Source organism: Mycobacterium sp. Aquia_213 (assembly GCF_026625985.1).
Taxonomy (GTDB): domain Bacteria; phylum Actinomycetota; class Actinomycetes; order Mycobacteriales; family Mycobacteriaceae; genus Mycobacterium.
Genome location: NZ_CP113116.1, coordinates 3,356,907 through 3,380,851, shown reverse-complemented (window position 1 = coordinate 3,380,851; position 23,945 = coordinate 3,356,907). Strand labels below are relative to the sequence as shown.

24 protein-coding genes are annotated in these 23,945 nt (G+C 67.6%); 13 read left to right on the top strand and 11 right to left on the bottom strand.

Annotated elements, in window-relative coordinates; all coding sequences use genetic code 11:
- Window positions 1–5 precede the first annotated feature (5 nt).
- Window positions 6–809: a class I SAM-dependent methyltransferase gene (locus LMQ14_RS15795; protein ID WP_267730512.1), complete on the bottom strand. Its 804-nt coding sequence runs from the start codon at window positions 807–809 to the stop codon at window positions 6–8.
- 88 nt (window positions 810–897) lie between these two features.
- Between LMQ14_RS15795 and LMQ14_RS15790 the strand changes: the two genes are divergently transcribed.
- Window positions 898–2,118: a peptidoglycan DD-metalloendopeptidase family protein gene (locus LMQ14_RS15790; RefSeq protein ID WP_267730511.1), complete on the top strand. Its 1,221-nt coding sequence runs from the start codon at window positions 898–900 to the stop codon at window positions 2,116–2,118.
- Here LMQ14_RS15790 and LMQ14_RS15785 read toward each other — a convergent pair.
- A complete protein-coding gene (locus tag LMQ14_RS15785) occupies window positions 2,108–3,109 on the bottom strand; it encodes a hypothetical protein (protein ID WP_267730510.1) in 1,002 nt (333 codons plus the stop codon). The two genes, LMQ14_RS15790 and LMQ14_RS15785, sit on opposite strands and share 11 nt — an antisense overlap.
- Before the next feature lie 113 nt (window positions 3,110–3,222).
- Between LMQ14_RS15785 and LMQ14_RS15780 the strand changes: the two genes are divergently transcribed.
- Window positions 3,223–4,173, top strand: coding sequence for a dTDP-glucose 4,6-dehydratase (locus LMQ14_RS15780; protein ID WP_267730509.1), 951 nt, complete (start codon window positions 3,223–3,225; stop codon window positions 4,171–4,173).
- On the opposite strand, the gene LMQ14_RS15775 is transcribed toward LMQ14_RS15780, so the two are convergent.
- Complete coding sequence (locus tag LMQ14_RS15775; protein WP_267730508.1) at window positions 4,170–4,742, bottom strand: class I SAM-dependent methyltransferase; 573 nt, start codon at window positions 4,740–4,742, stop codon at window positions 4,170–4,172. The genes LMQ14_RS15780 and LMQ14_RS15775 overlap by 4 nt on opposite strands.
- A 40-nt stretch (window positions 4,743–4,782) precedes the next feature.
- Here LMQ14_RS15775 and LMQ14_RS15770 point away from each other — a divergent pair, with 40 nt between their 5' ends.
- Window positions 4,783–6,198 (top strand): DNA polymerase IV, encoded by a 1,416-nt coding sequence (locus tag LMQ14_RS15770; protein WP_267730507.1) that lies wholly within the window; start codon window positions 4,783–4,785, stop codon window positions 6,196–6,198.
- Here the strand turns inward: LMQ14_RS15770 and LMQ14_RS15765 are convergent.
- The gene (locus tag LMQ14_RS15765; RefSeq protein WP_267730506.1) at window positions 6,163–7,089 is read right to left on the bottom strand and encodes an asparaginase; all 927 of its coding nucleotides are present in this window, start codon (window positions 7,087–7,089) and stop codon (window positions 6,163–6,165) included. The two genes, LMQ14_RS15770 and LMQ14_RS15765, sit on opposite strands and share 36 nt — an antisense overlap.
- Before the next feature lie 75 nt (window positions 7,090–7,164).
- Between LMQ14_RS15765 and lspA the strand changes: the two genes are divergently transcribed.
- Together lspA and LMQ14_RS15755 are read left to right on the top strand one after the other, a co-directional pair.
- The gene (gene lspA, locus LMQ14_RS15760; RefSeq protein WP_267730505.1) at window positions 7,165–7,821 is read left to right on the top strand and encodes a signal peptidase II; all 657 of its coding nucleotides are present in this window, start codon (window positions 7,165–7,167) and stop codon (window positions 7,819–7,821) included.
- Window positions 7,818–8,744: an RluA family pseudouridine synthase gene (locus LMQ14_RS15755; RefSeq protein WP_267730504.1), complete on the top strand. Its 927-nt coding sequence runs from the start codon at window positions 7,818–7,820 to the stop codon at window positions 8,742–8,744. Before lspA ends, LMQ14_RS15755 begins: the two co-directional genes overlap by 4 nt.
- Here the strand turns inward: LMQ14_RS15755 and LMQ14_RS15750 are convergent, their stop codons facing one another.
- From LMQ14_RS15750 to LMQ14_RS15735, 4 genes are all read right to left on the bottom strand, one after another.
- The gene (locus tag LMQ14_RS15750; protein ID WP_267730503.1) at window positions 8,745–9,503 is read right to left on the bottom strand and encodes a methyltransferase domain-containing protein; all 759 of its coding nucleotides are present in this window, start codon (window positions 9,501–9,503) and stop codon (window positions 8,745–8,747) included.
- A 4-nt stretch (window positions 9,504–9,507) separates the two neighbouring features.
- Window positions 9,508–10,272 carry a class I SAM-dependent methyltransferase gene (locus tag LMQ14_RS15745; protein WP_267730502.1) on the bottom strand — a complete coding sequence of 255 codons (765 nt, stop codon included), beginning with the start codon at window positions 10,270–10,272 and terminating at the stop codon, window positions 9,508–9,510.
- 18 nt (window positions 10,273–10,290) lie between these two features.
- Window positions 10,291–10,923, bottom strand: coding sequence for an MliC family protein (locus LMQ14_RS15740; protein WP_267730501.1), 633 nt, complete (start codon window positions 10,921–10,923; stop codon window positions 10,291–10,293).
- 79 nt (window positions 10,924–11,002) lie between these two features.
- Complete coding sequence (locus LMQ14_RS15735; RefSeq protein WP_267730500.1) at window positions 11,003–11,413, bottom strand: group I truncated hemoglobin; 411 nt, start codon at window positions 11,411–11,413, stop codon at window positions 11,003–11,005.
- A 223-nt stretch (window positions 11,414–11,636) separates the two neighbouring features.
- Between LMQ14_RS15735 and LMQ14_RS15730 the strand changes: the two genes are divergently transcribed.
- The 4 genes from LMQ14_RS15730 (at window position 11,637) to dnaE (ending at window position 17,617) form a co-directional block, all read left to right on the top strand.
- Window positions 11,637–12,656, top strand: coding sequence for an SDR family NAD(P)-dependent oxidoreductase (locus LMQ14_RS15730; protein ID WP_267730499.1), 1,020 nt, complete (start codon window positions 11,637–11,639; stop codon window positions 12,654–12,656).
- A gap of 4 nt (window positions 12,657–12,660) precedes the next feature.
- Window positions 12,661–13,464, top strand: a complete 804-nt coding sequence (locus tag LMQ14_RS15725) for an SDR family NAD(P)-dependent oxidoreductase (RefSeq protein ID WP_267730498.1) — start codon at window positions 12,661–12,663, stop codon at window positions 13,462–13,464.
- 122 nt (window positions 13,465–13,586) lie between these two features.
- Complete coding sequence (locus LMQ14_RS15720) at window positions 13,587–14,018, top strand: SRPBCC family protein (protein ID WP_267730497.1); 432 nt, start codon at window positions 13,587–13,589, stop codon at window positions 14,016–14,018.
- 65 nt (window positions 14,019–14,083) lie between these two features.
- Entirely contained in the window at window positions 14,084–17,617 is a 3,534-nt protein-coding gene (gene dnaE, locus LMQ14_RS15715) for a DNA polymerase III subunit alpha (protein ID WP_267730496.1), read from the top strand.
- 14 nt (window positions 17,618–17,631) lie between these two features.
- Here dnaE and LMQ14_RS15710 read toward each other — a convergent pair whose 3' ends face one another.
- The gene (locus LMQ14_RS15710) at window positions 17,632–18,066 is read right to left on the bottom strand and encodes a PPOX class F420-dependent oxidoreductase (protein WP_267730495.1); all 435 of its coding nucleotides are present in this window, start codon (window positions 18,064–18,066) and stop codon (window positions 17,632–17,634) included.
- A 60-nt stretch (window positions 18,067–18,126) separates the two neighbouring features.
- Between LMQ14_RS15710 and LMQ14_RS15705 the strand changes: the two genes are divergently transcribed.
- Entirely contained in the window at window positions 18,127–18,531 is a 405-nt protein-coding gene (locus tag LMQ14_RS15705) for a MerR family transcriptional regulator (protein ID WP_267730494.1), read from the top strand.
- 6 nt (window positions 18,532–18,537) lie between these two features.
- Here LMQ14_RS15705 and LMQ14_RS15700 read toward each other — a convergent pair whose 3' ends face one another.
- Window positions 18,538–19,383, bottom strand: a complete 846-nt coding sequence (locus LMQ14_RS15700) for a class I SAM-dependent methyltransferase (protein WP_267730493.1) — start codon at window positions 19,381–19,383, stop codon at window positions 18,538–18,540.
- Window positions 19,384–19,580: 197 nt separating this feature from the next.
- On the opposite strand from LMQ14_RS15700, the gene LMQ14_RS15695 reads away from it, so the two are divergent.
- From LMQ14_RS15695 to ilvA, 3 genes are all read left to right on the top strand, one after another.
- Window positions 19,581–21,431, top strand: coding sequence for a lysophospholipid acyltransferase (locus LMQ14_RS15695; protein ID WP_267730492.1), 1,851 nt, complete (start codon window positions 19,581–19,583; stop codon window positions 21,429–21,431).
- 65 nt (window positions 21,432–21,496) lie between these two features.
- Window positions 21,497–21,934 carry a nitroreductase family deazaflavin-dependent oxidoreductase gene (locus tag LMQ14_RS15690; RefSeq protein WP_267730491.1) on the top strand — a complete coding sequence of 146 codons (438 nt, stop codon included), beginning with the start codon at window positions 21,497–21,499 and terminating at the stop codon, window positions 21,932–21,934.
- A gap of 43 nt (window positions 21,935–21,977) precedes the next feature.
- Window positions 21,978–23,285, top strand: a complete 1,308-nt coding sequence (ilvA, locus tag LMQ14_RS15685; protein WP_267730490.1) for a threonine ammonia-lyase — start codon at window positions 21,978–21,980, stop codon at window positions 23,283–23,285.
- Here the strand turns inward: ilvA and LMQ14_RS15680 are convergent, their stop codons facing one another.
- Entirely contained in the window at window positions 23,286–23,930 is a 645-nt protein-coding gene (locus LMQ14_RS15680) for a pyridoxamine 5'-phosphate oxidase family protein (protein WP_267735538.1), read from the bottom strand.
- Between the last annotated feature and the right edge of the window lie 15 nt (window positions 23,931–23,945).

Here is a 23,945-nt window from a genome sequence, read left to right as displayed (position 1 = left end):
GGGAGTTAAATCTGGGCGGCGGTCGCCAGGGTGACGTAGTCCATCGTGAAGCTGCCGCCGATCGAGTCGATGACGCCTCCGACGACTTCTCGCACCGCTGCGATCTCCTCCGGCCCGAGCAGGGTGAGTTGGCCGGTGGTGGCCAGATGGTCCAGCCATTCGTCGCGCGTGTACCGCCGCTGCCATTCGAAGCGCCACTGCTCGGGTTCGGTGAAGCCGCCGGCGGCCCGAATGCCCTCCACCGCCCTTTTGACATTTGCCTCTTGCAGTCCGAAGCCAGGCGTCTGCAGCGGACCGTCGGGCGCCACGCGCGCGAGGACGTCGTCGAAAGGCTGGGCCACCTCGCTGGGTGGATCGAAGACATGCCAGTACAGCGCCAGCAGCCCGTGTGGCCGCAGCACCTGTGCGGCCTTGGCCGCACCCCGCACGGGGTCCACCCAGTGCCAGGCCTGCCCGGCGACGACCGCGTCGAAAGTCCGGTCGCGCGGGTCCCAGGTTTCGAAGTTGCCGATCTCGACCTCGATCCCGGTCCGACGGGCAACCTCGGCCATCCGGGCGTCCGGGTCGACGCCGAGCACCGTGACGCCGGCCGCCGTGTACTGCCGCGCTCCGATTCCGGTACCGCAGCCGACGTCCAGGAACTCGGTGCCCGGGCTTGCGGCGATGACGCGTTGTATCAAAGCGTCGGGATACCGGGGCCTGGCCCGGTCGTACCGATCGGCGTCCACTCCGAACGACTCCGCGACGTCACGGAGCAGGTGCGGCTGGCGGTCGGAAGAAGGCGAGGGTTCAGTCGACACAGTGGGCATCTCTCCGTCTTACCCCTTGATGCTGAAAGCCCGCTGTCAGCAAGCGATTCGGGTAGCGTCCGGTAACGAAGCTGAGACGGAGGCATTGTTGCGGATTCTGGGTGTGTTCCGGGTGCACAACGGTGCGGACGTATTGCCTCGGGTCCTGGACGCCCTGTCCGGCTGGTGTGACGACATCTACGCGATCGACGATCGCAGCACCGATAACAGCGCGGAGATCCTGCGCCAGCACCAGGCGGTGACCAACCTGGTGCGGGCCCGCTTCGATCTGCCGCGCACGCCGTGGCTGATCCCCGAACCACCCGGGCTGGAACTGCTGTACCGGATGGCCGATTTCTGCCGACCGGACTGGATCGTGATGATCGACTCCGACCAAATCGTCGAGGCCGACGTCGACATCCGCGAGGTTCTGCAGCACACGCCGGATGACGTTGCGGCGCTGATGTGCCCGATGATCCCGGCCTGGAACGACCCGGATTACCCACAGATGATCCCCGTCATGGGAACGGCGGAATCGGTGCGCGGGCCGTTTTGGCGCTGGCGGCCCGGGCTGCGCGCCGGAACCCGGCTGATCCACAACCCGCACTGGCCCGCCAACATCACCGAGCACGGCCGCATCGGCCTGGTGAACGAGATCAGGTTGCACCACACCGGGTGGGCCACCCTGGCAGAGCGGATCGGCAAGGTCGAGCATTACCGCAAGATCGACCCGGACTCCGAGATGAACTACGGCGTGCCGTACGACCGCGCCCTGCTGTTCGGCTACGCGTACGAGGAAATCGACCTGCTCAAGGCCGACTACCAGCGGCGGGTGCGTGGCGACTTCGACCCGGCCGAGCCGGGCATCCGCCTACCCATCGACCGGGCCAGCCTGGCGCTCGGTTCCGGCTACGGGCGCCGGTCCGCGAAGTTTCATCCCGGCGTCGACTTCGCCGCGGATCCCGGCACCCCGATCCACGCGGTGACCTCAGGAACCGTCTCGGCCGTCCACGATCTCGACGACAGCGGGCTTCGATCGGTGACCGTCTCGCGCGACGACCTCGACACCGTCTACGTGTTTCGCCCGGGCGACGACCTCCGCGTCGCGGTCGACGATCGGCTGGCCGCTGGAGCACGGGTCGGCTCCCTGGGCCCGGAGGTCCAATCCCGGGACGGCTTCTTGCATTTCGAGGTTCGCGTCGACGGTGTACACACCAGTCCGGTGCGCTATCTCGCCAACCTGGGGCTGCAGCCGTGGCCTCCGGCGGGGCGTCCGCGACCGGTGTCGGGGACCTTCCCGGCGTCGTCGCCGTGCACCATCACCGCGTGAGCTGTTCGACCAGCCCGCGGGCGGACCGAATCGCCGAGCGGACCTCTTGCAGCACTTTGGCGTGATGCTGCTCGTCTTTTTCGCCGAGCCGGTTGTAGCGGTCGACGCCGAAACTTGCTGATTCCACTCGTATCCCGAACGGCAGCGCCAGCGAGCGCAGCGCCTCGAAGTGCAGGTAGCGGCCCACGGGTTGGCCGGTCACCATCAGACATGACGAGCCGCGCATGCCGACCGTCCGCGCGGCGAAGGCGTAGGTGTCCGCGGAGTTAGCCCGGCGACGGTCCGGGTCCGGCGACGGCGTCTCGAGCAGCGTGATCGGCACCCCGAGTTCGTTGCTGTCCGGTGCGAAGCGCCATACCGTCTCGTCCCCCTGGGGCCGGCCGACCCGCTCGCGGGTGTACTCCATCAGCTCGCGGGTGTCGAGCCCGAACGCGTCGGCTGCGCCCGCGGTCATCAGCTCGAATTCGGTGCGGGCACCCGGCGCGCACGCGTCGATGGCGTCCTGCTCCGAATCGAGCACCGGCCGGGACGCGGCGGCCAGCACGACGTGGCCGATGCGCCGGCCGCCGGCCATCTCGCGCGCATAGCCCGCGCGAAGTGCGTTGGTGTATCGCGCGCCGCCGATCACCAGGATGTGATCGAAATCTGTTCCCTCGGGTGTGGTTTCGTGCATCACGCCCAACGCGATCGCCGCCGTCTCGATGCGGTCCAGCTGCGGGACGGGCAGGGTCAACCGGGGGATCAGCCAACGGGCCGCCCCGGCGGCGTCCTGGCTGCTGAGCCGTTCCGCCGCGGCGGCGCGGGCCTTACCCCGGTAGTCCCAGGCGTTGCTGAACTCGTCGAGGAACGCCAACCGGTCGCTCAAGCTCAGGCCGTCGGGAACCGTGCCGCCGAACAGCCCGACCAGCTCGGCCAGCGCGGGGTGGGCCGACCACGATGCGACCTGCTGCTCGAGTTCAGAAGCGTCGACAGCGGCATACGACGAACACACGTGGCGTTCCTTGTTCCTCGAAAACTGGTCCGATTGGGCTGTTCAAAACGCATGGGTGGCCGGTCTGGATGGTTGACACTCTACGTACAGGCAATAACCGGGAGTGCCATACAGTGAGAATTCTCGTAACCGGGGGAGCGGGTTTCCAGGGCAGTCATCTGTCCGAAGCCTTGCTTGCGCTGGGACACCACGTGACCGTCCTCAACACGTTGTCCGTTGCTGCCAAACGAAATCTGCGCATTTTCGAGGAGAACGAATCGGCGGACATCGTGTTCGGCTCCGTCACCGATCGGGAAGTGGTCCGCAAGACGGTGCGCGACCACGACGTCATTTTCCACCTGGCGGCAAACGTCAACGTAGACAAATCACTTGACGATCCGCGAAGCTTTCTCGAGACCAATGTGATGGGCACGCACCACGTTCTGGAGGCCGCGCGCGAACACGGGTCGCGAGTCATCTTCGCGTCGACGTGTGAGGTGTACGGGGACGGGCACCTGCTGGGCCCGGATGCGTTGCTCGACGAAGCGGCCGAACTGAGACCCAACAGTCCGTACGCCGCCTCCAAGGCCGGCGCCGACCGGCTCTGTTACTCGTACTTTCGCTCCTACGGCATGGACGTCGCGATGGTCCGTCCGTTCAACATCTTTGGTGAGCGACAGAAGAGCGGGGCCTTCGGCGCGCTGATTCCGATCCTGGTGCGTCGCGCCATCGCGGGACAGGACCTCACCGTCTTCGGCGACGGCTGCGCCACCCGGGACTACCTCCACGTCAGCGACGCGGTGGACGCCTACCGGCTGGTGCTCGACACCCCGGACCTCAAGGGCCGCGCCATCAACTTCGCCAGCGGCACGAATACGCGGGTCCGCGACATCGCCGAATACATCGCTGCGAAATTCGGCACTCAAGTGGTCAACGGGCCCGCCCGACCGGGCGAAGTGAGCCGATTCCCCGCCAGCATCGCCCTGGCGCGCAGCATCGGGTTTGCACCGAAGGTCGGCATCTGGGAAGGAATCGACCGCTACATCGAATGGGCGAAAGAACAGCCGCAACAACTCGCCAACTAGGCCGCGAGTTTGACCGCGCGCCAGCGCAGCCGGCCGCCGCGGACCTCGACCTCGACGTAGCCAAATCCCGCCGCGCGCAAGCGATCCGGCAGAGTGTCCGGCGAGACGGTGTTGCAGGTGTCGCGGAAATGCAGAATCCGGAATCGCAGCGACGTCACGCTGTCGCTGCCGGCGAAAACGCCGCCGGGCCGCAGCACCCGAAAAGCCTCGGCGAACAACCGGTCTTGCAGTTCGACGGTCGGGACGTGGTGCAGCATCGTGAACGACACCACCGAGCTGAACTCGTCGGCCGGCAACCCGGTCTTGGTGGCGTCGTAGTTGATGATTCGCGCCCGGTCGCCGTACAGCCGCTGCAGTCGCTGCGCCATCGGGGTGTCGATCTCCACCGACGTCAGCTTCGGCGTCTTGTCGACCAGCACCCGCAGGATGGCGCCGTAGCCGGGCCCGATCTCGAGGGTGTTGTCGCCCAGGTCTACGTCGCGCAGGGCCCAGGGCAGCAGATCGTCTTCGACTGCCTTAGCCCAGCGGTCCGAGCTGCAGATCCGTCGGTGCGCGAGGTTCATGGCCATGTGGAAAACGTTAGCCCAGTAGCGCAATAGCATTTATCGGATGGAGTCGCGTTGGGTCCTGCACCTGGACATGGACGCGTTCTTCGCCTCTGTCGAGCAGCTGACCAGGCCGACCCTGCGCGGCCGGCCGGTGCTGGTCGGCGGGTTGGGTGGCCGGGGAGTGGTGGCCGGCGCGAGCTACGAGGCGCGGGTGTTCGGGGCGCGCTCGGCCATGCCGATGCATCAGGCCCGCCGCATGATCGGCGTGACGGCGGTGGTGCTGCCGCCGCGCGGGGTGGTGTACGGGCTCGCCAGCCGGCGGGTGTTCGACACGGTGCGCGCCGTGGTGCCGGTCGTCGAGCAGCTGTCCTTCGACGAGGCGTTCGGGGAGCCGCTGCAGCTCGCCGGTGCGTCGGCCGACGACGTCGAGGAGTTCTGCGAGGGGTTGCGACGACGAGTCCGCGAGGAGACCGGGTTGATCGCCTCGGTCGGCGCGGGCTCGGGTAAGCAGATCGCCAAGATCGCCTCCGGGCTGGCGAAGCCCGACGGAATTCGGGTGGTCCGGCGCGCCGAGGAGCGATTGCTGCTCGACGGGTTGCCGGTGCGGCGGCTGTGGGGCATCGGCCCGGTCGCCGAGGAGAAGCTGAATCGGCTCGGCATCGAGACGATCGGGCAGCTGGCCGCGTTGACCGACGCCGAGGTCGCCAACATCCTGGGCGCGACGGTCGGGCCGGCGCTACACCGGCTGGCGCGCGGCATCGACGACCGCCCCGTCGCCGAGCGCGCCGAAGCCAAGCAGATCAGCGCCGAATCCACCTTCGCCGTCGACCTGACCAGCCTCGAGCAGCTGCACGAAGCGATCGACCCGATCGCCGAGCATGCGCATCAGCGCCTACTGCGCGACGGCCGTGGCGCACGCACCGTCACGGTGAAGCTCAAGAAGTCCGACATGAGCACGCTGACCCGCTCGGCGACCTTGCCCTACGCGACGACCGAGGCCGGCGCGCTGGGCGCGGTGGCCCGGCGACTGCTGCTCGATCCGCGCGAGATCGGCCCGATTCGTCTACTCGGCGTGGGGTTTTCGGGGTTGAGCGATGTGCGCCAGGAGTCGCTGTTTCCCGACCTGGAGCTCGCGGCGCCGGAATCGGAGGCACAGCATTCGGTCGAAACCGCGACCGAGGCGATGTTCGCGCCGGCCCCGGACGCCTCGCCGTGGCGGATCGGCGACGACGTCGAGCACCCCGAACTCGGGCACGGCTGGGTGCAGGGCGCCGGCCATGGCGTGGTCACCGTTCGGTTCGAAACCCGGAGTTCCGGGCCGGGCCTGGCCCGGACGTTCGCTGCCGGCACCGCCGATCTCGCCGGCGCCAACCCGATCGATTCCCTGGACTGGCCGGACTACGCGGACGCGCTGCGCGCCGAGGAGCCCACCGGCGATACGTCAGCCCCAGCGGGCGATGACATCGCGGACCGGTAACCGCGCGGCCAGCGCGGCCATCAGCAGCACCCGGGCCTGCGGCGGGCGCAACCGCGGCACCATCACGGCGCCGGCCTCGACCAGGTCGTGGCCGGGGCCGTAGCCCGCGCTGACGCCGCCGCCGGGTACTCGGGTGGACACCGCGACGACGATTCCGTTGGCGCAGTGTCGCCGCACACCGTCGACCACCGCGGCCCCGGCATTGCCCGAGCCCAGCGCCTCCAGCACGACGGCACGCGCTCCGGCGGCCACGAACGCGTCCAGGGCCACCGAGTCACTGCCCAGATAGGCCGCGACAATGTCGACCCGCGGCGCGTCGGCGGCCCGCAGCTCGCCGACAAAGGGGCGGGTCTTGGCGCCGGTCAGCGTCACTCCGCCCGCGATCGTGCCGACCAGCTCGCCGGCGAAGCCGCTCAAATCCTGGGTGGCCACCTTGTGCAGGCCCAGCGGCTGCCACACCCGGCCCGCGAAGGACAGCAGCACGCCGAGGCCGCGGGCGGCCGGGCTGGCCGCCAGCGCCAGCGCGTCGCGCAGATTGGCGGGGCCGTCGGAGTCGGGGGCGTCGGCGCTGCGCATCGCCCCGGTCAACACGACCGGCACGTCACCCGTATAGGTGAGCTCGAGCCAGAGCAGGCTCTCCTCCATGGTGTCGGTGCCGTGCGCGACGACCACGCCCTCGGCACCGCCGGCGACTGCGGCCCGCACGGCGTCGCCGATCCGGTCCCAGTCGTCCGTCGTCAGCTCCGAGCTGTCCACGGCCATCAGGTCGACGACGTCGACGTCGAGGCCGGCGGTGAGGTCGGATCCGCTGCGGCTGGGGCGGCGCACGCCGTCGGCTCCGGTGCTGGTCGAAATCGTGCCGCCGGTGGCGATGACGGTGAGACGACCCATAGACGAATCATCCCGCACGCGCCGGGGCGGCGAGGCCGCACCCGGCCGAGCCGGGTGCTAGGGGATGATGGGGAGGTGCCCGAAGAAACAACAGGATCGGCCGAGCCGGTGACGTCAGCGGGGGAGGCTGCGACGTCCGGGGAAGTGGTAGCACCGGAAGCCCCGGCGCCGCAGTCCGCTCCGAGGCGGCTGCGGTTGCTGCTGTCGGTGGCGGCCGTCGTGCTGGCGCTGGACATCGTGACCAAAGTGCTCGCCGTCAGACTGCTGCCCCCCGGGCAGCCGGTCTCGATCATCGGCGACACCGTGACCTGGACTTTGGTGCGCAATTCGGGGGCCGCCTTCTCGATGGCGACCGGATACACCTGGGTGTTGACGCTGATCGCCACCGGTGTGGTGATCGGCATCTTCTGGATGGGCCGGCGGCTGGTATCGCCGTGGTGGGCGGTGGGCCTCGGCATGATCCTCGGCGGCGCGACGGGCAACTTGGTCGATCGTTTCTTCCGCGCACCGGGACCGCTGCGCGGCCATGTCGTGGACTTTTTGTCGATCGGCTGGTGGCCGGTGTTCAACGTCGCCGACCCCTCGGTGGTCGGCGGCGCGATCCTGCTCGTGGTGCTGTCGGTGTTCGGCTACGATTTCGACGCCGTGGGACGGCGTAGGGCCGGCGGGGCCACTCGTGATGCCGGCGGGGCGGGCGACGAGGGCCGCGATCAGGCCGACCAACCCAAATGACCGACCGCTCGATGCTCGTTCCGGAGGGATTGGCGGGCATGCGTGTCGATGCCGGGTTGTCGCGCCTGCTGGGGCTGTCCCGCAGCGCGGTGGCGGCCATCGCCGAGGACGGCGGCGTCGAGCTGGACGGTGTGCAGGCGGGGAAGTCTGACCGTTTGACACCCGGCGCCTGGCTGGAGGTGCGGTTGCCCGCGGCGCCGGCACCGCTGGAGAACACCCCGGTCGACATCGAGGGCATGACGATCCTGTACTCCGACGACGACATCGTCGTGGTCGACAAGCCGGCGGCGGTGGCGGCGCACGCCTCGGTGGGTTGGAGCGGGCCCACCGTGCTCGGCGGCCTGGCCGCCGCGGGCTACCGGATCACCACCTCGGGAGTGCACGAGCGGCAGGGCATCGTGCACCGCCTCGACGTGGGCACCTCCGGGGTGATGGTGGTCGCGCTCTCCGAGCGGGCGTACACCCTGCTCAAGCGGGCGTTCAAACAGCGCACCGTCGACAAGCGTTATCACGCTCTGGTGCAAGGACATCCGGACCCGTCCAGCGGGACCATCGACGCGCCGATCGGTCGGCATCGCGGCGGGGAGTGGAAGTTCGCGGTCACCCAGGACGGCCGGCACAGCATCACCCACTACGACACCGTGGAAGCGTTTGTCGCCGCCAGTCTGCTCGACGTACACCTGGAAACCGGTCGTACTCACCAGATTCGGGTGCATTTCGCCGCTTTGCACCATCCCTGTTGTGGAGACCTCGTCTACGGCGCCGATCCGAAGCTCGCGAAATCGCTTGGCCTGGAACGTCAATGGCTGCACGCGCGGTCGCTGGCATTCGCTCATCCGGCCGACGGGCGATGGGTGGAATTCGTCAGCCCGTACCCGGCCGACCTGCAGCACGCGTTGGGCGTCCTGCGCGACGACGGCTGATCAGCCGGGCTTGCGGGCCTCGACCAGAACCCGCGTGGGGTGCGTGACGAACCGACCGTCGGCCTCGATGACGTCGTGCAGTGCGCGCAGTCGCCCGTAGTAGGGCTCGACGGTGAAGTCCGGCACCGTCCAGATCAGCTTGCGCAAGAAGTAGACCACCGCGCCGATGTCGAAGAACTCCGCTCGCAACTTCTCCATGCGCATGTCCACGATCTGCAACCCGGCGGCGTGCGCGTCGGCGCGCTGCACGGCCGGCTCGAGGTGGGCGCCCAGCGCGGGGTGCGGACCCATCACGAATTCGACCAGCTCGGACACCGTCGCCGGCCCGGGGTGCTGCGCGAAGTAGGTGCCGCCGGGCCGCAACAGCCGGGCGATCTCGCTCCACCACACGGCGATGGGATGCCGGCTGGTCACCAGGTCGAAGGCCTCGGCGGCGAACGGCAGCGGGGGCTCGTGGCGGACCTGGACCACCACCACGCCGCGCGGATGCAATCGCCGGGCGGCCAGCGCCGCGTTGGGCGGCCACGACTCGGTCGCCGCCATCGTCGGCGGGAACGTCGGCACGCCGCCGAGCACCTCACCGCCTCCGGTGTGGATGTCCAGGGCGGCCGATACCGCGGCGAGCCGAGCGCTGATCAGCCGCTGGTAGCCCCAGGAGGGGCGCTCTTCGGTGGCGCGGCCGTCGAGCCAGGAGAAGTCCCAGCCCACCACGGGTGCCGCGACGGCTTCGGCCACCAACTCCTTGAACGGCCGCCGCATCGGGTCACCCGGCAGTCGGTTTGCGGGCCTCGACGAGGACCCGCGTGGCGTGCGCGACGAAGGGCCCCTCGGCTTCGATGCGTTCGTGCAGCTCGCGCAGCCGATCGAGGTAGCGCTCGACGGTGAAGTCTGGAACCGTCCAAATCACCTTGCGCAGGAAGTACACCACGGCCCCGATATCGAAGTACTCCTGCCGGAGTCGCTCCGGACGCATACCGACAATCTCCAGCCCGGCCGCGCGCGCCGCCGCGCTTTCGTTGTCCGGATGCCGCAGCGCCCATGCCTCCGGCTGCGGTCCGATGAAGTGCTCGACCAACTCGGCCACCGTCTCGGGGCCGATGTGTTGAGCGAGGTAGTGGCCGCCGGGCCGTAACACCCGGGCGATCTCGGGCCACCACAGCGTGTGCGGATGCCGGCTGGTCACCAGGTCGAACGCCTCGTCGGCGAACGGCATGACCGACTCGTCCGGCGTGGCCACCACCACCACACCGCGCGGGTGCAGCAGCTTGGTCGCCAGCGGGACGTTCGGCGGCCAAGACTCGACGGCGGCCATGGTGGGCGGGAAAGGTCCGGCGCCGGCGAGCACTTCGCCGCCACCGGTCTGCAGGTCCAGCGCGGCCGACACTGCAGCGAAGTGACGGCTGATCAGCCGTTGGTAGCCCCACGACGGTCGTTCCTCGGTCGCGCGGCCGTCCAGCCAGGAGAAATCCCAGCCATCGACGGATACCGAATTGGCTTCTGCGATCAGATCTTCGAATGTGGGGCCCACGCTAGGCATTGTGGGGCATCAGGACGTGGAACAGACGAACTTGGTGCCATTGAAGTCAAGTGTTACCTCGCCCTGGTGCTCCCAGTATTCGGCGTCCTGTCGCCCGTATCGCGCACCGCTGCCGGACGGCAGCACGAACAGAATCTCCTGGGTGCCTTTCCAGTTGAGCACCGCTGTCGGCGGGGCGAACTGGTTGTAGAACTGAGCGGTCAGCGGGCCGAATTGGGCGGGGCAGTGGTAGCTGATGACCGGCGGGGCCGCCGTGGCGGGGTCGGCGATGGCCAACTGGACCAGCCGGGTCTGATACGCCTCCAGCACACAGGTGTGGATATCGGCATTGCGGGCACAGTCATCGCGGCCGGTCGCAAAGCTGGCCTGCGCGGCCGTCAGCGCGGACTGATCCGTGCCGGGGCGGGCCGCCGCCTGTCGGTAGGCGACCTGCAGCTGTCGCTCGAGGTCGAAGAGATGCGAGTCGGTGCAGATCAGCTGCTGCGCGGAGTTCGCCGGTTTGGTGCAGTCGACCGCCGCCGGCGTCGGAGCGGGGCTGGCGCTGGTGGGCGGCGCGGACGGCGGGCTGGACGCCGGGTGGTTGGTCGGAGCGCTGCACGCGCCCACCATCAGTGCCGCGGTGATGACTGCGATCGGCCTCATACGTGCTGACTACCGGGTGCGCCCCGATCACCGCGCGCGACACGCCCGCGCGGCGCCAAATTCATCTGGGCTGCGCCGCTCAGAGCGCGGTGGCGCCGGCCTCGCCGGATGCGATCTCGGGTGCCAGCGGTGCGACGGCGCTGAGGATGTCCGTCACCGTTTTCGGCGGAACTCCCGCCGCGGCCAGCGCATCGGCCAAATGCCCGGCCACCAAGCTGAAGTGGTGCATCGTGATGCCGCGACCCTGATGCACTTGTTTCATCGGGGCACCCAGGTAGGGCTCCGGTCCGCCGAGAGCGGCCGCGAAGAACTCCACCTGCTTGCCTTTGAGGCGGTTCATGTTCGTTCCGGTGAAGAAGCCGGACAGTTGGGCGTCGGCGAGCACGCGCACGTAGAAGTCGTCGACGACGACTTCGAGTGCCTCGTGCCCGCCGATCCGGTGGTAGATGGTTGTCGGCTCCAACTTGCGGAACGTTGCCGAGAGTTTCATGTAACCAGCGGACCATTTCGGCGTTGCCCTTCAGTTAGTCAGCGATCACGCTCGGATTGCCCGACGTAACAAGCCGATTGCCGGCGGGTAGCCGCATCTTCGGCTGCTGGGTGAGACGGCTCGCCTCGTTCAGGTGCCGGCCATCAGTTCGTCGCCGCCGCGTAATGCCCTAGGTTGGCAGTATGACCCACGTCACACCATCCGCCGTAAGGAGCGACAACCGATGAACCTTGGTGACTTAACGAACTTGGTGGAAAAGCCATTTGCCGTGGTCTCCAACATCATCAATACCCCCAACTCGGCCGGGCGATATCGACCGTTCTATCTGAGGAATCTGCTTGACGCGGTGCAAGGCCACAGCCTCGGCGAGGCCGTCGACGGAAAAACCGTGCTCATCACCGGCGGATCGTCGGGCATCGGGGCGGCCGCGGCGAAGAAAATCGCCGAAGCCGGCGGCGCGGTGGTGCTGGTGGCCCGCACCCCGGAAAACCTCGAACAGGTCGCCTCCGAAATCCGAGCGATCCGCGGCGGCGTCGCTCACGTCTACCCGTGCGACCTGTCGGACATGGATGCCATCGCCGCGATGGCCGACAAGGTGCTCAACGAGCTTGGTGGAGTAGACATCCTGATCAACAACGCGGGCCGCTCCATCCGGCGCTCGCTGGCACTTTCCTACGACCGGATTCACGACTACCAGCGGACCATGCAGTTGAACTACCTGGGCGCGGTCCAGCTCATCCTCAAGTTCATCCCCGGCATGCGCGAGCGCGGTTTCGGGCACATCGTCAACGTCTCCTCGGTCGGCGTGCAGACCCGCGCACCGCGTTTCGGTGCCTACATCGCCAGCAAGGCCGCGCTGGACAGTCTCTGCGATGCACTGCAAGCCGAAGTGGTCAACGACGACGTCAAGTTCACCACGGTGCACATGGCGTTGGTGCGAACGCCGATGATCAGCCCGACCAAGATGTACGACAAATTCCCCGCGTTGACGCCGGATCAGGCGGCCGGGGTGATCACCGACGCGATCGTGCACCGGCCGCGGCGGGCCAGCTCGCCGTTCGGGCAGTTCGCCGCCGTCGCCGACGCCGTGAACCCGGCGGTGATGGATCGCGTGCGCAACCGGGCGTTCGGCATGTTCGACGACTCACACGCCGCCAAGGGCGACGAATCCTCCACCAGCACAGCGGAATTCGACAGAAGAAGCGAGACGTTCGTGCAAGCGACTCGCGGAATTCATTGGTGACGCGATGAGCCTTCCGAAATCCGGCGATCAGACGACCGTCGTCATCACCGGCGCCTCCTCGGGGATCGGCGCCGAACTGGCTCGCGGCCTGGCCCGCCGCGGCTTCCCGCTGTTGCTCGTCGCGCGGCGGCGCGAGCGTCTCGACGAGATCGCCAACGATGTGGGAGAAGAACATTCGGTCGCGATCGAGGTATTGCCGTTGGACCTCAGCGACAGCAAAGCGCGCGCGAAATTGGCCGGCCGTCTGCGCAGCGAACCGATCGCGGGCCTGTGCAACAGCGCCGGGTTCGGCACCAGCGGGGTCTTCTACGAGTTGCCGGTCGAACGCGAGAGTGAAGAGGTCACCCTCAATGCGCTCGTGTTGATGGAACTCACGCATGCGGCGCTGCCCGGCATGGTCGAGCGCGGCGCCGGAGCGGTGATGAACATCGCGTCGATCGCCGCGTTTCAGCCGCTGCCCTTCATGGCGGTGTATTCGGCGACCAAGGCCTTTGTGCAGACCTTCTCCGAAGCCGTCCACGAAGAGCTGCACGGGACGGGCGTGTCGGTCACGGCGCTGTGCCCGGGCCCCGTACCCACCGAGTGGGCCGAGATCGCCAACGCCAAGCGATTCAGCGTGCCCCTAGCCCAAGTCTCGCCGGCCGATGTCGCCGAAGCGGCGATCGACGGGATGCTGTCCGGCAAGCGCACCGTCGTCCCCGGCGTCGTGCCCAAGGTCGTCAGCAACGGCGGCAGGTACACGCCACGCAGCTTGCTGTTGCCGGCGATCCGGATCGGCAACCGATTCCGCGGCGGGCCCAGCCACTAGCGGCGCCTCCCGGGCCGCGAGTGTGCACCTATGGCGGCGAGTGTGCATCCACGCTGTCCTGAGTGCACACCCAAAGCGTGAGCGCACATCGCCGCAGCCGGCCGTCGGGCTAGGTTGGCTTGATGGCCGCTGTGGAGCTGACCGCCGACGTCCCGATGAGCCCGCAGGACATGTGGGAGCACGTCTCGGATCTGTCGGACCTGGGTGACTGGCTGACGATGCATGAGGGGTGGCGCAGCGAACTGCCCGACGAGATCGCCGAAGGCATTCAGATCATCGGCGTGGCGCGGGCCAAGGGCATGCGCAACCGCGTCACCTGGACGGTGACCAGCTGGGACCCGCCGCATGAGATCGCGATGTCGGGTTCGGGCAAGGGCGGAACCAAATACGGCGTCACCCTGACCGTGCGGCCCACCGGCGACGGATCGATCCTCGGTTTGCGGCTTGAGCTGGGCGGTCGGGCGCTGTTCGGCCCGGTCGGATCGGCGGCGGCGCGCGCCGTCAAGGGCGACGTCGAGAAGTCGCTGAAGAACTTCGTCGAGTTGTACGGATAATTCGCAGACACACATGCGCGACACGCCGAGGAAGCGTCGGTAGTCGGTCATAGACTGGCGTGCCTATGAACCAGTCGTCCTTCGTGCACCTGCACAACCACACCGAGTATTCGATGCTCGATGGTGCCGCGAAGATCACGCCGATGCTGGCCGAGGTCGAGCGGCTGGAGATGCCCGCGGTCGGAATGACCGACCACGGAAACATGTTCGGCGCCAGCGAGTTCTACACCGCGGCGACCAAGGTCGGGATCAAGCCGATCATCGGCGTCGAGGCCTACATCGCGCCGGCCTCGCGTTTCGACACCAAGCGGATTCTGTGGGGCGACCCCGGCCAGAAGTCCGACGACGTCTCGGGTAGCGGTTCCTACACCCACATGACGATGGTGGCCGAGAACGCCACCGGCTTGCGCAACTTATTCAAGCTGTCGTCCTTGGCCTCGTTCGAGGGCCAGCTGGGCAAGTGGTCGCGGATGGACGCCGAGCTGATCGCCGAAAACTCCGAGGGCATCATCGCCACCACCGGGTGCCCATCGGGCGAGGTGCAGACGCGGCTTCGGCTAGGACATGACCGCGAAGCGCTGGAATCGGCCGCCAAGTGGCGCGAGATCTTCGGTGCCGACAACTTCTTCCTGGAGCTGATGGACCACGGGCTGTCCATCGAGACGCGGGTCCGCGAGGGTCTGCTGGAGATCGGCCGCAAGCTCGGCATCCCGCCGCTGGCCACCAACGACTGCCACTACGTCACCCGCGATGCCGCCCACAACCACGAGGCGCTGCTGTGCGTGCAGACCGGCAAGACGCTGTCGGACCCGAACCGCTTCAAGTTCGACGGCGACGGCTACTACCTGAAGTCGGCCGCCGACATGCGCAAGATCTGGGACGGCGAGGTTCCCGGCGCCTGTGACTCCACGCTGCTGATCGCCGAGCGGGTGCAGTCCTACGCCGACGTATGGGCGCCGCGCGACCGGATGCCGGTCTTCCCGGTGCCCGAAGGGCACGACCAGGGGACCTGGCTGCACCACGAGGTGATGGCGGGACTACAGCGGCGCTTCCCGTCCGGTGTCGCCCAGGACTACCTCGACCGGGCCGAATTCGAGATCAAGGTCATCTGCGACAAGGGTTTTCCGGCCTACTTCTTGATCGTCGCCGACCTGATCAACTACGCACGCTCGGTCGATATCCGCGTCGGGCCCGGCCGTGGGTCGGCGGCGGGTTCGCTGGTCGCCTACGCAATGGGCATCACCAACATCGACCCGATTCCGCACGGTCTGCTGTTCGAGCGGTTCCTCAACCCGGAGCGTCCGTCGGCACCCGACATCGATATCGACTTCGACGACCGTCGCCGAGGCGAGATGGTGCGCTACGCCGCCGACAAGTGGGGCTCCGACCGCGTCGCCCAGGTCATCACCTTCGGCACGATTAAAACCAAAGCGGCACTGAAGGACTCAGCCCGGATCCATTACGGGCAGCCCGGGTTTGCGATCGCCGACCGGATCACCAAAGCGCTGCCGCCGCCGATCATGGCCAAGGACATCCCGCTGTCGGGCATCACCGACCCGGCCCATGAGCGGTACAAGGAAGCGTCCGAGGTGCGCAGCCTGATCGAGACCGACCCGGACGTGCGCACCATCTACCAGACGGCCCGCGGCCTGGAGGGCCTGATCCGCAACGCCGGCGTGCACGCGTGCGCGGTGATCATGAGCAGCGAGCCGCTGACCGAGGCCATCCCGTTGTGGAAGCGGCCGCAGGACGGCGCCATCATCACCGGCTGGGACTACCCGTCGTGTGAGGCCATCGGCCTGCTGAAGATGGACTTCCTGGGCCTGCGCAACCTGACGATCATCGGCGACGCGCTGGAAAACATCAAGGCCAACAGGGGAATTGACCTCGACCTGGAGTCGGTGCCGCTCGACGACAAGGCCACCTACGAACTGCTGGGCCGCGGCGACACGCTGGGTGTGTTCCAGCTCGATGGCGGGCCGATGCGCGACCTGCTGCGCCGGATGCAGCCGACCGAGTTCAACGACATCGTCGCCGTGCTGGCGCTGTACCGGCCGGGGCCGATGGGCATGAACGCCCACAACGACTACGCCGACCGCAAGAACGCCCGCCAGGCCGTCAAGCCGATCCACCCCGAGCTCGAGGAACCGCTGCGCGAGATCCTGGCCGAGACCCACGGCCTGATCGTCTACCAAGAGCAGATCATGTTCATCGCCCAGAAGGTCGCCTCCTACACGATGGGTAAGGCCGACGCGCTGCGCAAGGCGATGGGCAAGAAGAAGCTCGAGGTGCTCGAGGCGGAGTACAAGGGCTTCCAGGAAGGCATGACCGCCAACGGTTTCTCCGAAAGAGCGGTGAAAGCGTTGTGGGACACTATTCTTCCGTTCGCCGGGTACGCGTTCAACAAGTCGCACGCCGCCGGCTACGGCCTGGTCTCTTACTGGACCGCCTATTTGAAGGCCAACTACCCGGCCGAGTACATGGCCGGACTGTTGACATCGGTGGGCGACGACAAGGACAAGGCCGCGGTCTACCTGGCCGACTGCCGCAAGCTCGGCATCACGGTGCTGCCGCCGGACGTCAACGAGTCCCTGGTCAACTTCGCGTCGGTCGGAAAGGACATCCGCTTCGGGCTGGGCGCGGTGCGCAATGTCGGCGCCAACGTGGTGGGCTCGCTGATCAAAACCCGCAGTGAGAAAAGCAAATTCACCGATTTCTCGGACTACCTGAACAAGATTGACGTCTCGGCCTGCAACAAGAAGGTCACCGAATCGCTGATCAAGGCGGGCGCATTCGACTCGTTGGGGCACGCCCGCAAGGGGCTGTTTCTGGTGCACACCGATGCCGTCGATTCGGTGCTGGGCACCAAGAAGGCCGAGGCGATAGGCCAGTTCGACCTGTTCGGCGGCGGCGACGCCGCGGCCGACGCGGCGTTCACGATCCGGGTGCCCGAGGACGAGTGGGAAGACAAGCACAAACTCGCCCTGGAACGGGAAATGCTGGGGCTCTACGTATCCGGGCATCCGCTCAACGGGGTGGCGCACCTGCTGTCCGCTCAGGTCGACACCCAAATCCCGGCGATCCTCGATGGCGACGTCAGCAACGAGACGCAGGTGCGGGTGGGCGGCATCCTGGCCTCGGTGAACCGGCGGGTCAATAAGAACGGAATGCCTTGGGCATCAGCCCAATTGGAAGACCTCACCGGTGGCATCGAGGTGATGTTCTTCCCGCACGCGTACTCGGCCTACGGCGCCGACATCGTCGACGACGCGGTGGTGCTGGTCAACGCCAAGGTCGCGATCCGCGACGACCGGATCTCGCTGATCGCCAATGAGCTTGTGGTGCCGGACTTTTCCAACGCTCAGCCGAACCGGCCGATAGCGGTCAGCCTGCCCACCCGGCAGTGCACGATCGACAAGGTGAGCGCTCTCAAGCAGGTGCTGGCGCGGCATCCGGGAACCTCACAGGTGCACCTGCGGCTGATCAGCGGAGACCGGATCACCACGCTCGAGCTCGATCAGTCGCTGCGGGTGACGCCGTCGCCGGCGCTGATGGGCGACTTGAAGGAACTGCTCGGCCCGGGCTGCCTGGGCAGCTAAAGCTCGACCGGGTTCTACAGCTGCACCCGGACGATGACGCTGTCGGCCCAGACCCCGCGAGCGCGGGCCCGGCGCAGCTTCTCCGGCAGCGGCAGGTTCTGGTGCACGTTGGTCACGCCCGGCACCTTGATCAGCGGGACGATGTTCCACTGCCAGCCGTAGCGCCGGTGCAGGATCCGATTGGCCCGTTCGGCATCGGCGCCCGACAGCAGCGTGGCGCGCCCGGCCAGCGTCGCGGCACCGTCGCGAACCCGGCCGCGGTGGTCGCAGGCCCGCAGTTCGATGTCGGGGCGGGCCGTGAGTCGCTTGGTCTTGGGGCCCACCTTGGTGCGGAACACCAATGCGTCGCCGTCCATCGCGAACCAGATCGGGGTGTCGGCGGGGGTGCCGTCGCGCCGGAACGACCGGAGCAGGGCGTAGCGAGCATCGCCGAGTGCGCTGTTGTGCATGGTCCCAGTCAACGACTTAGAGTTGACTCGAAGTCAAGTGCGGTGATTCTGGGAGGCCCGATGGCTGCCGCGGCAACCACCCGCTCGCGGGCCACGCTGACGATCGGCGAGGTCGCGCGCGAAGCCGGCGTGGCCGCAACGACGCTGCGCTACTACGAGCAGATCGGCCTGCTGCCGTCGCCGGCGCGGCTGGCCGGCCGGCGCCGCTACGACGACTCGATCCTGGCCCGTCTCGAGGTCATTCGGCTGTGCAAATCCGCCGGCTTCGCGCTGGAAGAAATCCAGCTGTTGTTCGCCGACGATGCGCCGGGGCGCCCCGCCAGCCGCGCCCTGGCCGAGGCCAAACTCGCCGAGATCGACGACCAAATGGCGTCGCTGGCGCGGGCGCGGGCCGTTATCGAGTGGGGGATGAGCTGCACCTGTCCGTCGATCGATGCCTGCACCTGCGGCATCCATCCGGCCTAGCACGGCCTAGAACCGGTAGCGCAAGATCCGGGCCTTGCGCGCGGACACCTCGAACTGCCCGGAAACCTTGGTAGCGAACCGAATCCAGCCCGGAAACAGCTCAACCTCGGGTCGGTGGGCCAGGCTGACCTCGTCGACCAGCTTCAACTCCGGATTCCATTGTTCGGGCACTCGCGGGTCTTCGAACCCCGGATAGCCCCACTGGGCGCCGACGCTGCCGAACATGCGCTGCGGTGCCAGTCTCACCGCGAGCCGGGAGAACCAGCCGATGCGGCCGTAGTCGTTGAAAGCCAGTTCGCCGGACGTGAAATACGTGGTGATGCGCCGAAAGAGGGCGATCAGCACCGGCTCGGACAGGAACGCGAACAGGCCGTCGGCGATCACCATCACGGGCCGGTCGGCGGGGATGGTGTTGGGCCAGCTTTGATCGGCCACCGACGCGGTCACCACATGGGCTCGCGTGCCGGTCGGCAGCAGCTGGCGGCGCAGCGCGCTGACTCCGGGCAGGTCGACGCTGTACCAGTCGACGGTGGCGGGCGGGCGCACCCGAAACGGGCCCGAGTCCAGCCCGGCGCCCAGATCGACGACGACGGCGTTCGGATGCTCGGCGGTGAATGCCCGCACCCGTTCGTCGAGCATCTTGGCGCGCAGCGCCGTCTGGCAGACCACGCTGGCCGGGACGCCGAGTCCCGCGAAGTCGTAGTCGATCTTGTCGACGATGTCGGCGGCGAGCGAGTCTCCGAGAATGGGCCGCGACCATTGGCTGTCCAGTGCTCGCGCGTATTGGGTCAGCAACGCGGTCTGCTCGAGTGGCGTGAGGTCACTCGCGCCAGTATCGGGTCGGGGCCGCATGATCCGAACGTACTCGGCGCCCGCCGATCGGGCAGGCCGGACGGCTGCGCTAAATCGCGAATTGTGTTCCATGCCCCCCGACACCGGACGTACGCTACGGAAATGACGAGAACCGAATCCGTCGCCACGGTGCACCGGGCGTGAGCGGGGGGCGGCTCGCGACAGCGCGTGAACTCGGCCGCGTTGGGGCGCGAAAGATGTTGCAGCACAGTGGAATTATCACTGAATCGGTGACGCCACTGTCGACCGATCCGACGGCCGTGGCCCAATTGCTGGGCGCACCGTGGTACGACGAGAAACTGGCCAAGCTGGCCGACGAGCTGGGCCGCGACCCCGGCGACGTGCGCGCCGAGGCGGCGGGGTATCTGCGCGAGATGGCGGCCTCGCTGGACGAGCGGGCGGTGCAGGGGTGGCGCGGGTTCAGCCGCTGGCTGATGCGCGCCTACGACGTGCTGGTCGACGAGGATCAGATCACGCAGCTGCGCAAACTGGATCGCAAAGCGACGCTGGCCTTTGCCTTTTCGCACCGGTCGTACTTGGACGGCATGCTGCTGCCGGAAATGATCGTGGCCAACCGGCTGTCGGCGGCCTTTACCTTCGGCGGGGCCAACCTGAATTTCTTCCCGATGGGTGCCTTCGCCAAGCGCACCGGAACGATCTTCATCCGGCGCCAGACCAAAGACATTCCCGTCTACCGATTCGTGTTGCGCGCTTACACCGCGCAGTTGGTGCAAGACCACACCAACCTCACCTGGTCGATCGAAGGGGGCCGTACCCGGACCGGCAAACTGCGGCCTCCGGTGTTCGGCATTCTGCGCTACCTCACCGATGCCGTCGACGAAATCGACGGTCCCGAAGTGTATTTGGTGCCGACCTCGATCGTGTACGACCAGCTGCACGAGGTGGAGGCGATGACCACCGAGGCCTACGGGGCGAAGAAGCGGCCCGAAGACCTCCGCTTCCTGGTCGGCTTGGCCCGCCAGCAAGGCAAGCGGCTCGGTCGTGCTTACCTGGACTTCGGCGAACCGCTGCCGCTGCGTAAACGCCTCGAGGAAATGCGCGGCGACGAAGCGGGGACCGGCACCGAAATCGAACGCATCGCTCTGGACGTCGAACACCGGATCAACCGCGCGACAGCGGTCACTCCCACTGCGGTGGTGAACCTGGCGTTGCTGGGCGCGGACCGGTCGTTGTCGCTCAGCGAGGTGCTGGCGACCGTGCGACCGTTGGCCAGCTACATCACGGCACGCAACTGGGCGGTCGCCGGGGCCGCGGACCTGACCAACCGCTCGACGATCCGGTGGACCTTGCACCAGCTCGTCGCCTCCGGGGTGGTCAGCGTGTATGAATCCGGCACCGAACCGGTCTGGGGGATCGGCGAGGACCAGCACCTGGTCGCGGCGTTCTACCGCAATACCGCGATCCACATCCTGGTCGATCGTGCGATCGCCGAAACGGCGTTGCTCGCGGCGGTGGAAAACGCCGAGAATTCCGCGGACGGCATGGTGTCGCCGGTGACGGTGCGCGACGAGGCGCTGAGCTTGCGTGAGTTGCTCAAGTTCGAGTTCTTGTTCTCCGGCCGTGCCCAGTTCGAGAAGGAGCTGGCCGATGAGGTGCGCCTGATCGGACCGGTGGAGGACACCAGTAAGGCCGCCGCGGCCGCCGACGTGCGACGGTTGCTGAAGTCGGCCGATCTGCTGTTGGCGCATTTGGTGCTGCGGCCGTTCCTGGACGCCTACCACATCGTGGCCGACCGACTGGCCGCCCTTGAGGACGAGTCACTCGACGAAAACGCCTTCCTGGCCGAATGTCTGGAGTTGGGCAAACAGTGGGAGCTGCAGCGCAGAATCGCGAGCGCCGAGTCGAGGTCGATGGAACTCTCCAAGACGGCGCTGCGGCTGGCGCGCCATCGCGAGCTGGTCGACGGCTCCGATCGCGAGCAACTGGCCAAGCGCCGCCAGGAGTTCGCGGACGAGATCGCGGTGGCGACGCGACGCGTGAATGCGATCGCCGAACTCGCCAGAAATACGGTGGTTCGTCCGGCTTGATGTCGGATGTCCAGGCCGCCTGCGAGCCATGCCGGTGGCGCTGGATCGGGCCTAAGGTGGTGGACATGCCGCTTACCGGAGAATACGAACCGTCACCCTGGGATTGGTCCCGCGAACAAGCCGACAAGTACGCCGAATCCGGCGGTGCCGAGGCAGCGGACATGAAGGGCAAGCCCATCATTCTGCTGATCACGGTCGGAGCCAAGACCGGCAAGCTGCGCAAGACTCCGCTGATGCGAGTCGAGCACGACGGCGAGTACGCCGTCGTCGCCTCGCTCGGCGGCGCCCCGAAGAACCCGGTCTGGTACTACAACATCGCCAAGAACCCGCGGGTCGAGCTGCAGGACGGCTCGGTCACCCGTGACTACGACGCCCGTGAGGTGTTCGGGGACGAGAAAGCCGTGTGGTGGGAGCGGGCCGTCGCGGCCTGGCCGGACTACGCGGAGTACCAGACGAAGACCGAACGCCAGATTCCGGTGTTCGTGCTGACCCCGGTGAGCTGAGCCGATTAGGCAGGTGACGGGGGGTGCGTGGCACCATTAATCGGTGTCCGCCGAACCGAGCCAGAGCCCGAGCATGTCACCGCCGCTGCCTCTCCTTTCCGGGGCCGACATTGACAGCGCTGCGCAGCGGATTGCCGCGGTAGTCACGCCCACGCCGCTGCAATACAGCGATCGACTCTCGGCGATCACGGGTGCGCAGGTTTACCTCAAACGCGAGGACCTGCAGATCGTGCGTTCCTACAAGCTGCGCGGCGCCTACAACCTGCTGGTGCAACTGTCCGACGCGGAAATCGGTGCCGGCGTGGTGTGCTCCTCGGCCGGCAATCACGCGCAGGGGTTCGCCTACGCCTGCCGGACCCTCGGTGTGCATGGCCGCGTTTACGTGCCGGCCAAGACGCCCAAACAGAAGCGCGACCGGATCCGCTACCACGGGGGCAGCTTCATCGAGCTGATCGTGGGCGGGTCGACGTATGACCTCGCCGCCGAGGCGGCGCTCGACGACGTGAAGCGCACCGGCGCGACGCTGGTGCCACCGTACGACGACCCGCGCACCATGGCCGGCCAGGGCACCATCGCCGTGGAAATTCTGCAGCAGCTCGACAAACTCGGTCTGGGGGAGCCCGACCTGGTGGTGGTTCCGGTGGGCGGCGGTGGCTGCATCGCGGGCATCACGACTTATCTGTCCGAGCGGACGACGAACACGTCGGTGCTGGGTGTCGAACCGGCCGGGGCCGCGGCGATGATGGCCGCGCTGGCCGCCGGAGAGCCGGTAACGCTGGACCACGTCGACCAGTTCGTCGACGGCGCCGCGGTGAAGCGGGCGGGAACGCTGACGCATGCCGCGCTGGCCGCCGCCGGTGACATGGTGTCGATCACGGCCGTCGATGAGGGCGCCGTGTGCACCGCGATGCTGGACCTTTATCAGAACGAGGGCATCATCGCCGAGCCCGCGGGCGCGCTGTCCGTCGCCGGCCTGCTGGAAGCCGGCGTCGAGCCCGGGTGCACGGTCGTCTGCCTGATCTCGGGCGGCAACAACGACGTATCGCGCTACGGCGAAGTGCTCGAGCGCTCACTGGTCCACCTCGGCCTCAAGCACTATTTCCTGGTCGACTTTCCGCAGGAGCCCGGTGCGTTGCGCCGGTTCCTCGACGACGTGCTGGGCCCCAACGACGACATCACCCTGTTCGAATACGTCAAGCGCAACAACCGGGAGACCGGTGAGGCGCTGGTCGGCATTCAACTGGGTTCGTCGGCCGACCTGGACAACCTGCTGGACCGGATGCGCGAGACCGAGATTCACTTCGAGACGCTGCAACCGGGCTCGCCGGCCTACCGCTATCTGCTGCTGTAGTCAGGTCAGGTAGGACGGCAGCGGGGTAGCGGGGTCGAGATCGGGCGCCGGCACCGGCGTTTCGGCTGCCAGGCGCAGCGGCACCACCCCCGCCCAGTAGGGCAGTGCGGTGTCCTCGGGATCGTCAGCCACACCGCCGTCGCGAACCTTGGCAGAGACTTCGACGAGGTCGAGGGCGAGCACCGCCGTGGCGGCGAGTTCACGGGTGTTCGGGGGCCGGCAGTCGGCGGCGCGCCCCGGCCGGACATGGTCGAGCAGCGCGCCAAATGCCCGCTGCTTTTCGTCCGGGTCGTCGACGAGGCGCGCGGTACCCATCACGACGACCGAGCGGTAGTTCAGCGAATGATGCATCGCCGATCGGGCCAGCACCAGCCCGTCGACCAGGGTGGTGGTGACGCAGACGGGCAGGTCGGAGAGCTTGGCGGCGAGCATAGGACCGCTCCCGGTGGAACCGTGCAGGTAGAGGGTCTCGCCGAGACGGGCGTGCGTCGTCGGCAGCACCACCGGCCGACCGGCATTGAGGTAGCCCAGGTGGCAGATCAGGGCCTCGTCCAGGATGCGATGGACGGTGTCGCGGTCGTAGCGAGCGCGTTCCCGGTAGCGGGTGGGCGTCGTGCGAGACGTGGGGTGGTACGCGGTGTCCATCGGATTGCCTTCGCT

Excerpts from the sequence above, each read along its gene's own strand:
- LMQ14_RS15795 (WP_267730512.1), bottom strand. The coding sequence starts at position 809 with ATGCCCACTGTGTCGACTGAACCCTCGCCTTCTTCCGACCGCCAGCCG.
- LMQ14_RS15775 (WP_267730508.1), bottom strand. The coding sequence starts at position 4,742 with ATGGCCATGAACCTCGCGCACCGACGGATCTGCAGCTCGGACCGCTGG.
- LMQ14_RS15770 (WP_267730507.1), top strand. The coding sequence starts at position 4,783 with ATGGAGTCGCGTTGGGTCCTGCACCTGGACATGGACGCGTTCTTCGCC.
- LMQ14_RS15765 (WP_267730506.1), bottom strand. The coding sequence starts at position 7,089 with ATGGGTCGTCTCACCGTCATCGCCACCGGCGGCACGATTTCGACCAGC.
- LMQ14_RS15755 (WP_267730504.1), top strand. The coding sequence starts at position 7,818 with ATGACCGACCGCTCGATGCTCGTTCCGGAGGGATTGGCGGGCATGCGT.
- LMQ14_RS15750 (WP_267730503.1), bottom strand. The coding sequence starts at position 9,503 with ATGCGGCGGCCGTTCAAGGAGTTGGTGGCCGAAGCCGTCGCGGCACCC.
- LMQ14_RS15740 (WP_267730501.1), bottom strand. The coding sequence starts at position 10,923 with ATGAGGCCGATCGCAGTCATCACCGCGGCACTGATGGTGGGCGCGTGC.
- LMQ14_RS15735 (WP_267730500.1), bottom strand. The coding sequence starts at position 11,413 with ATGAAACTCTCGGCAACGTTCCGCAAGTTGGAGCCGACAACCATCTAC.
- LMQ14_RS15730 (WP_267730499.1), top strand. The coding sequence starts at position 11,637 with ATGAACCTTGGTGACTTAACGAACTTGGTGGAAAAGCCATTTGCCGTG.
- LMQ14_RS15725 (WP_267730498.1), top strand. The coding sequence starts at position 12,661 with ATGAGCCTTCCGAAATCCGGCGATCAGACGACCGTCGTCATCACCGGC.
- LMQ14_RS15720 (WP_267730497.1), top strand. The coding sequence starts at position 13,587 with ATGGCCGCTGTGGAGCTGACCGCCGACGTCCCGATGAGCCCGCAGGAC.
- dnaE (WP_267730496.1), top strand. The coding sequence starts at position 14,084 with ATGAACCAGTCGTCCTTCGTGCACCTGCACAACCACACCGAGTATTCG.
- LMQ14_RS15710 (WP_267730495.1), bottom strand. The coding sequence starts at position 18,066 with ATGCACAACAGCGCACTCGGCGATGCTCGCTACGCCCTGCTCCGGTCG.
- LMQ14_RS15705 (WP_267730494.1), top strand. The coding sequence starts at position 18,127 with ATGGCTGCCGCGGCAACCACCCGCTCGCGGGCCACGCTGACGATCGGC.
- LMQ14_RS15700 (WP_267730493.1), bottom strand. The coding sequence starts at position 19,383 with ATGCGGCCCCGACCCGATACTGGCGCGAGTGACCTCACGCCACTCGAG.
- LMQ14_RS15695 (WP_267730492.1), top strand. The coding sequence starts at position 19,581 with ATGTTGCAGCACAGTGGAATTATCACTGAATCGGTGACGCCACTGTCG.
- LMQ14_RS15690 (WP_267730491.1), top strand. The coding sequence starts at position 21,497 with ATGCCGCTTACCGGAGAATACGAACCGTCACCCTGGGATTGGTCCCGC.
- LMQ14_RS15680 (WP_267735538.1), bottom strand. The coding sequence starts at position 23,930 with ATGGACACCGCGTACCACCCCACGTCTCGCACGACGCCCACCCGCTAC.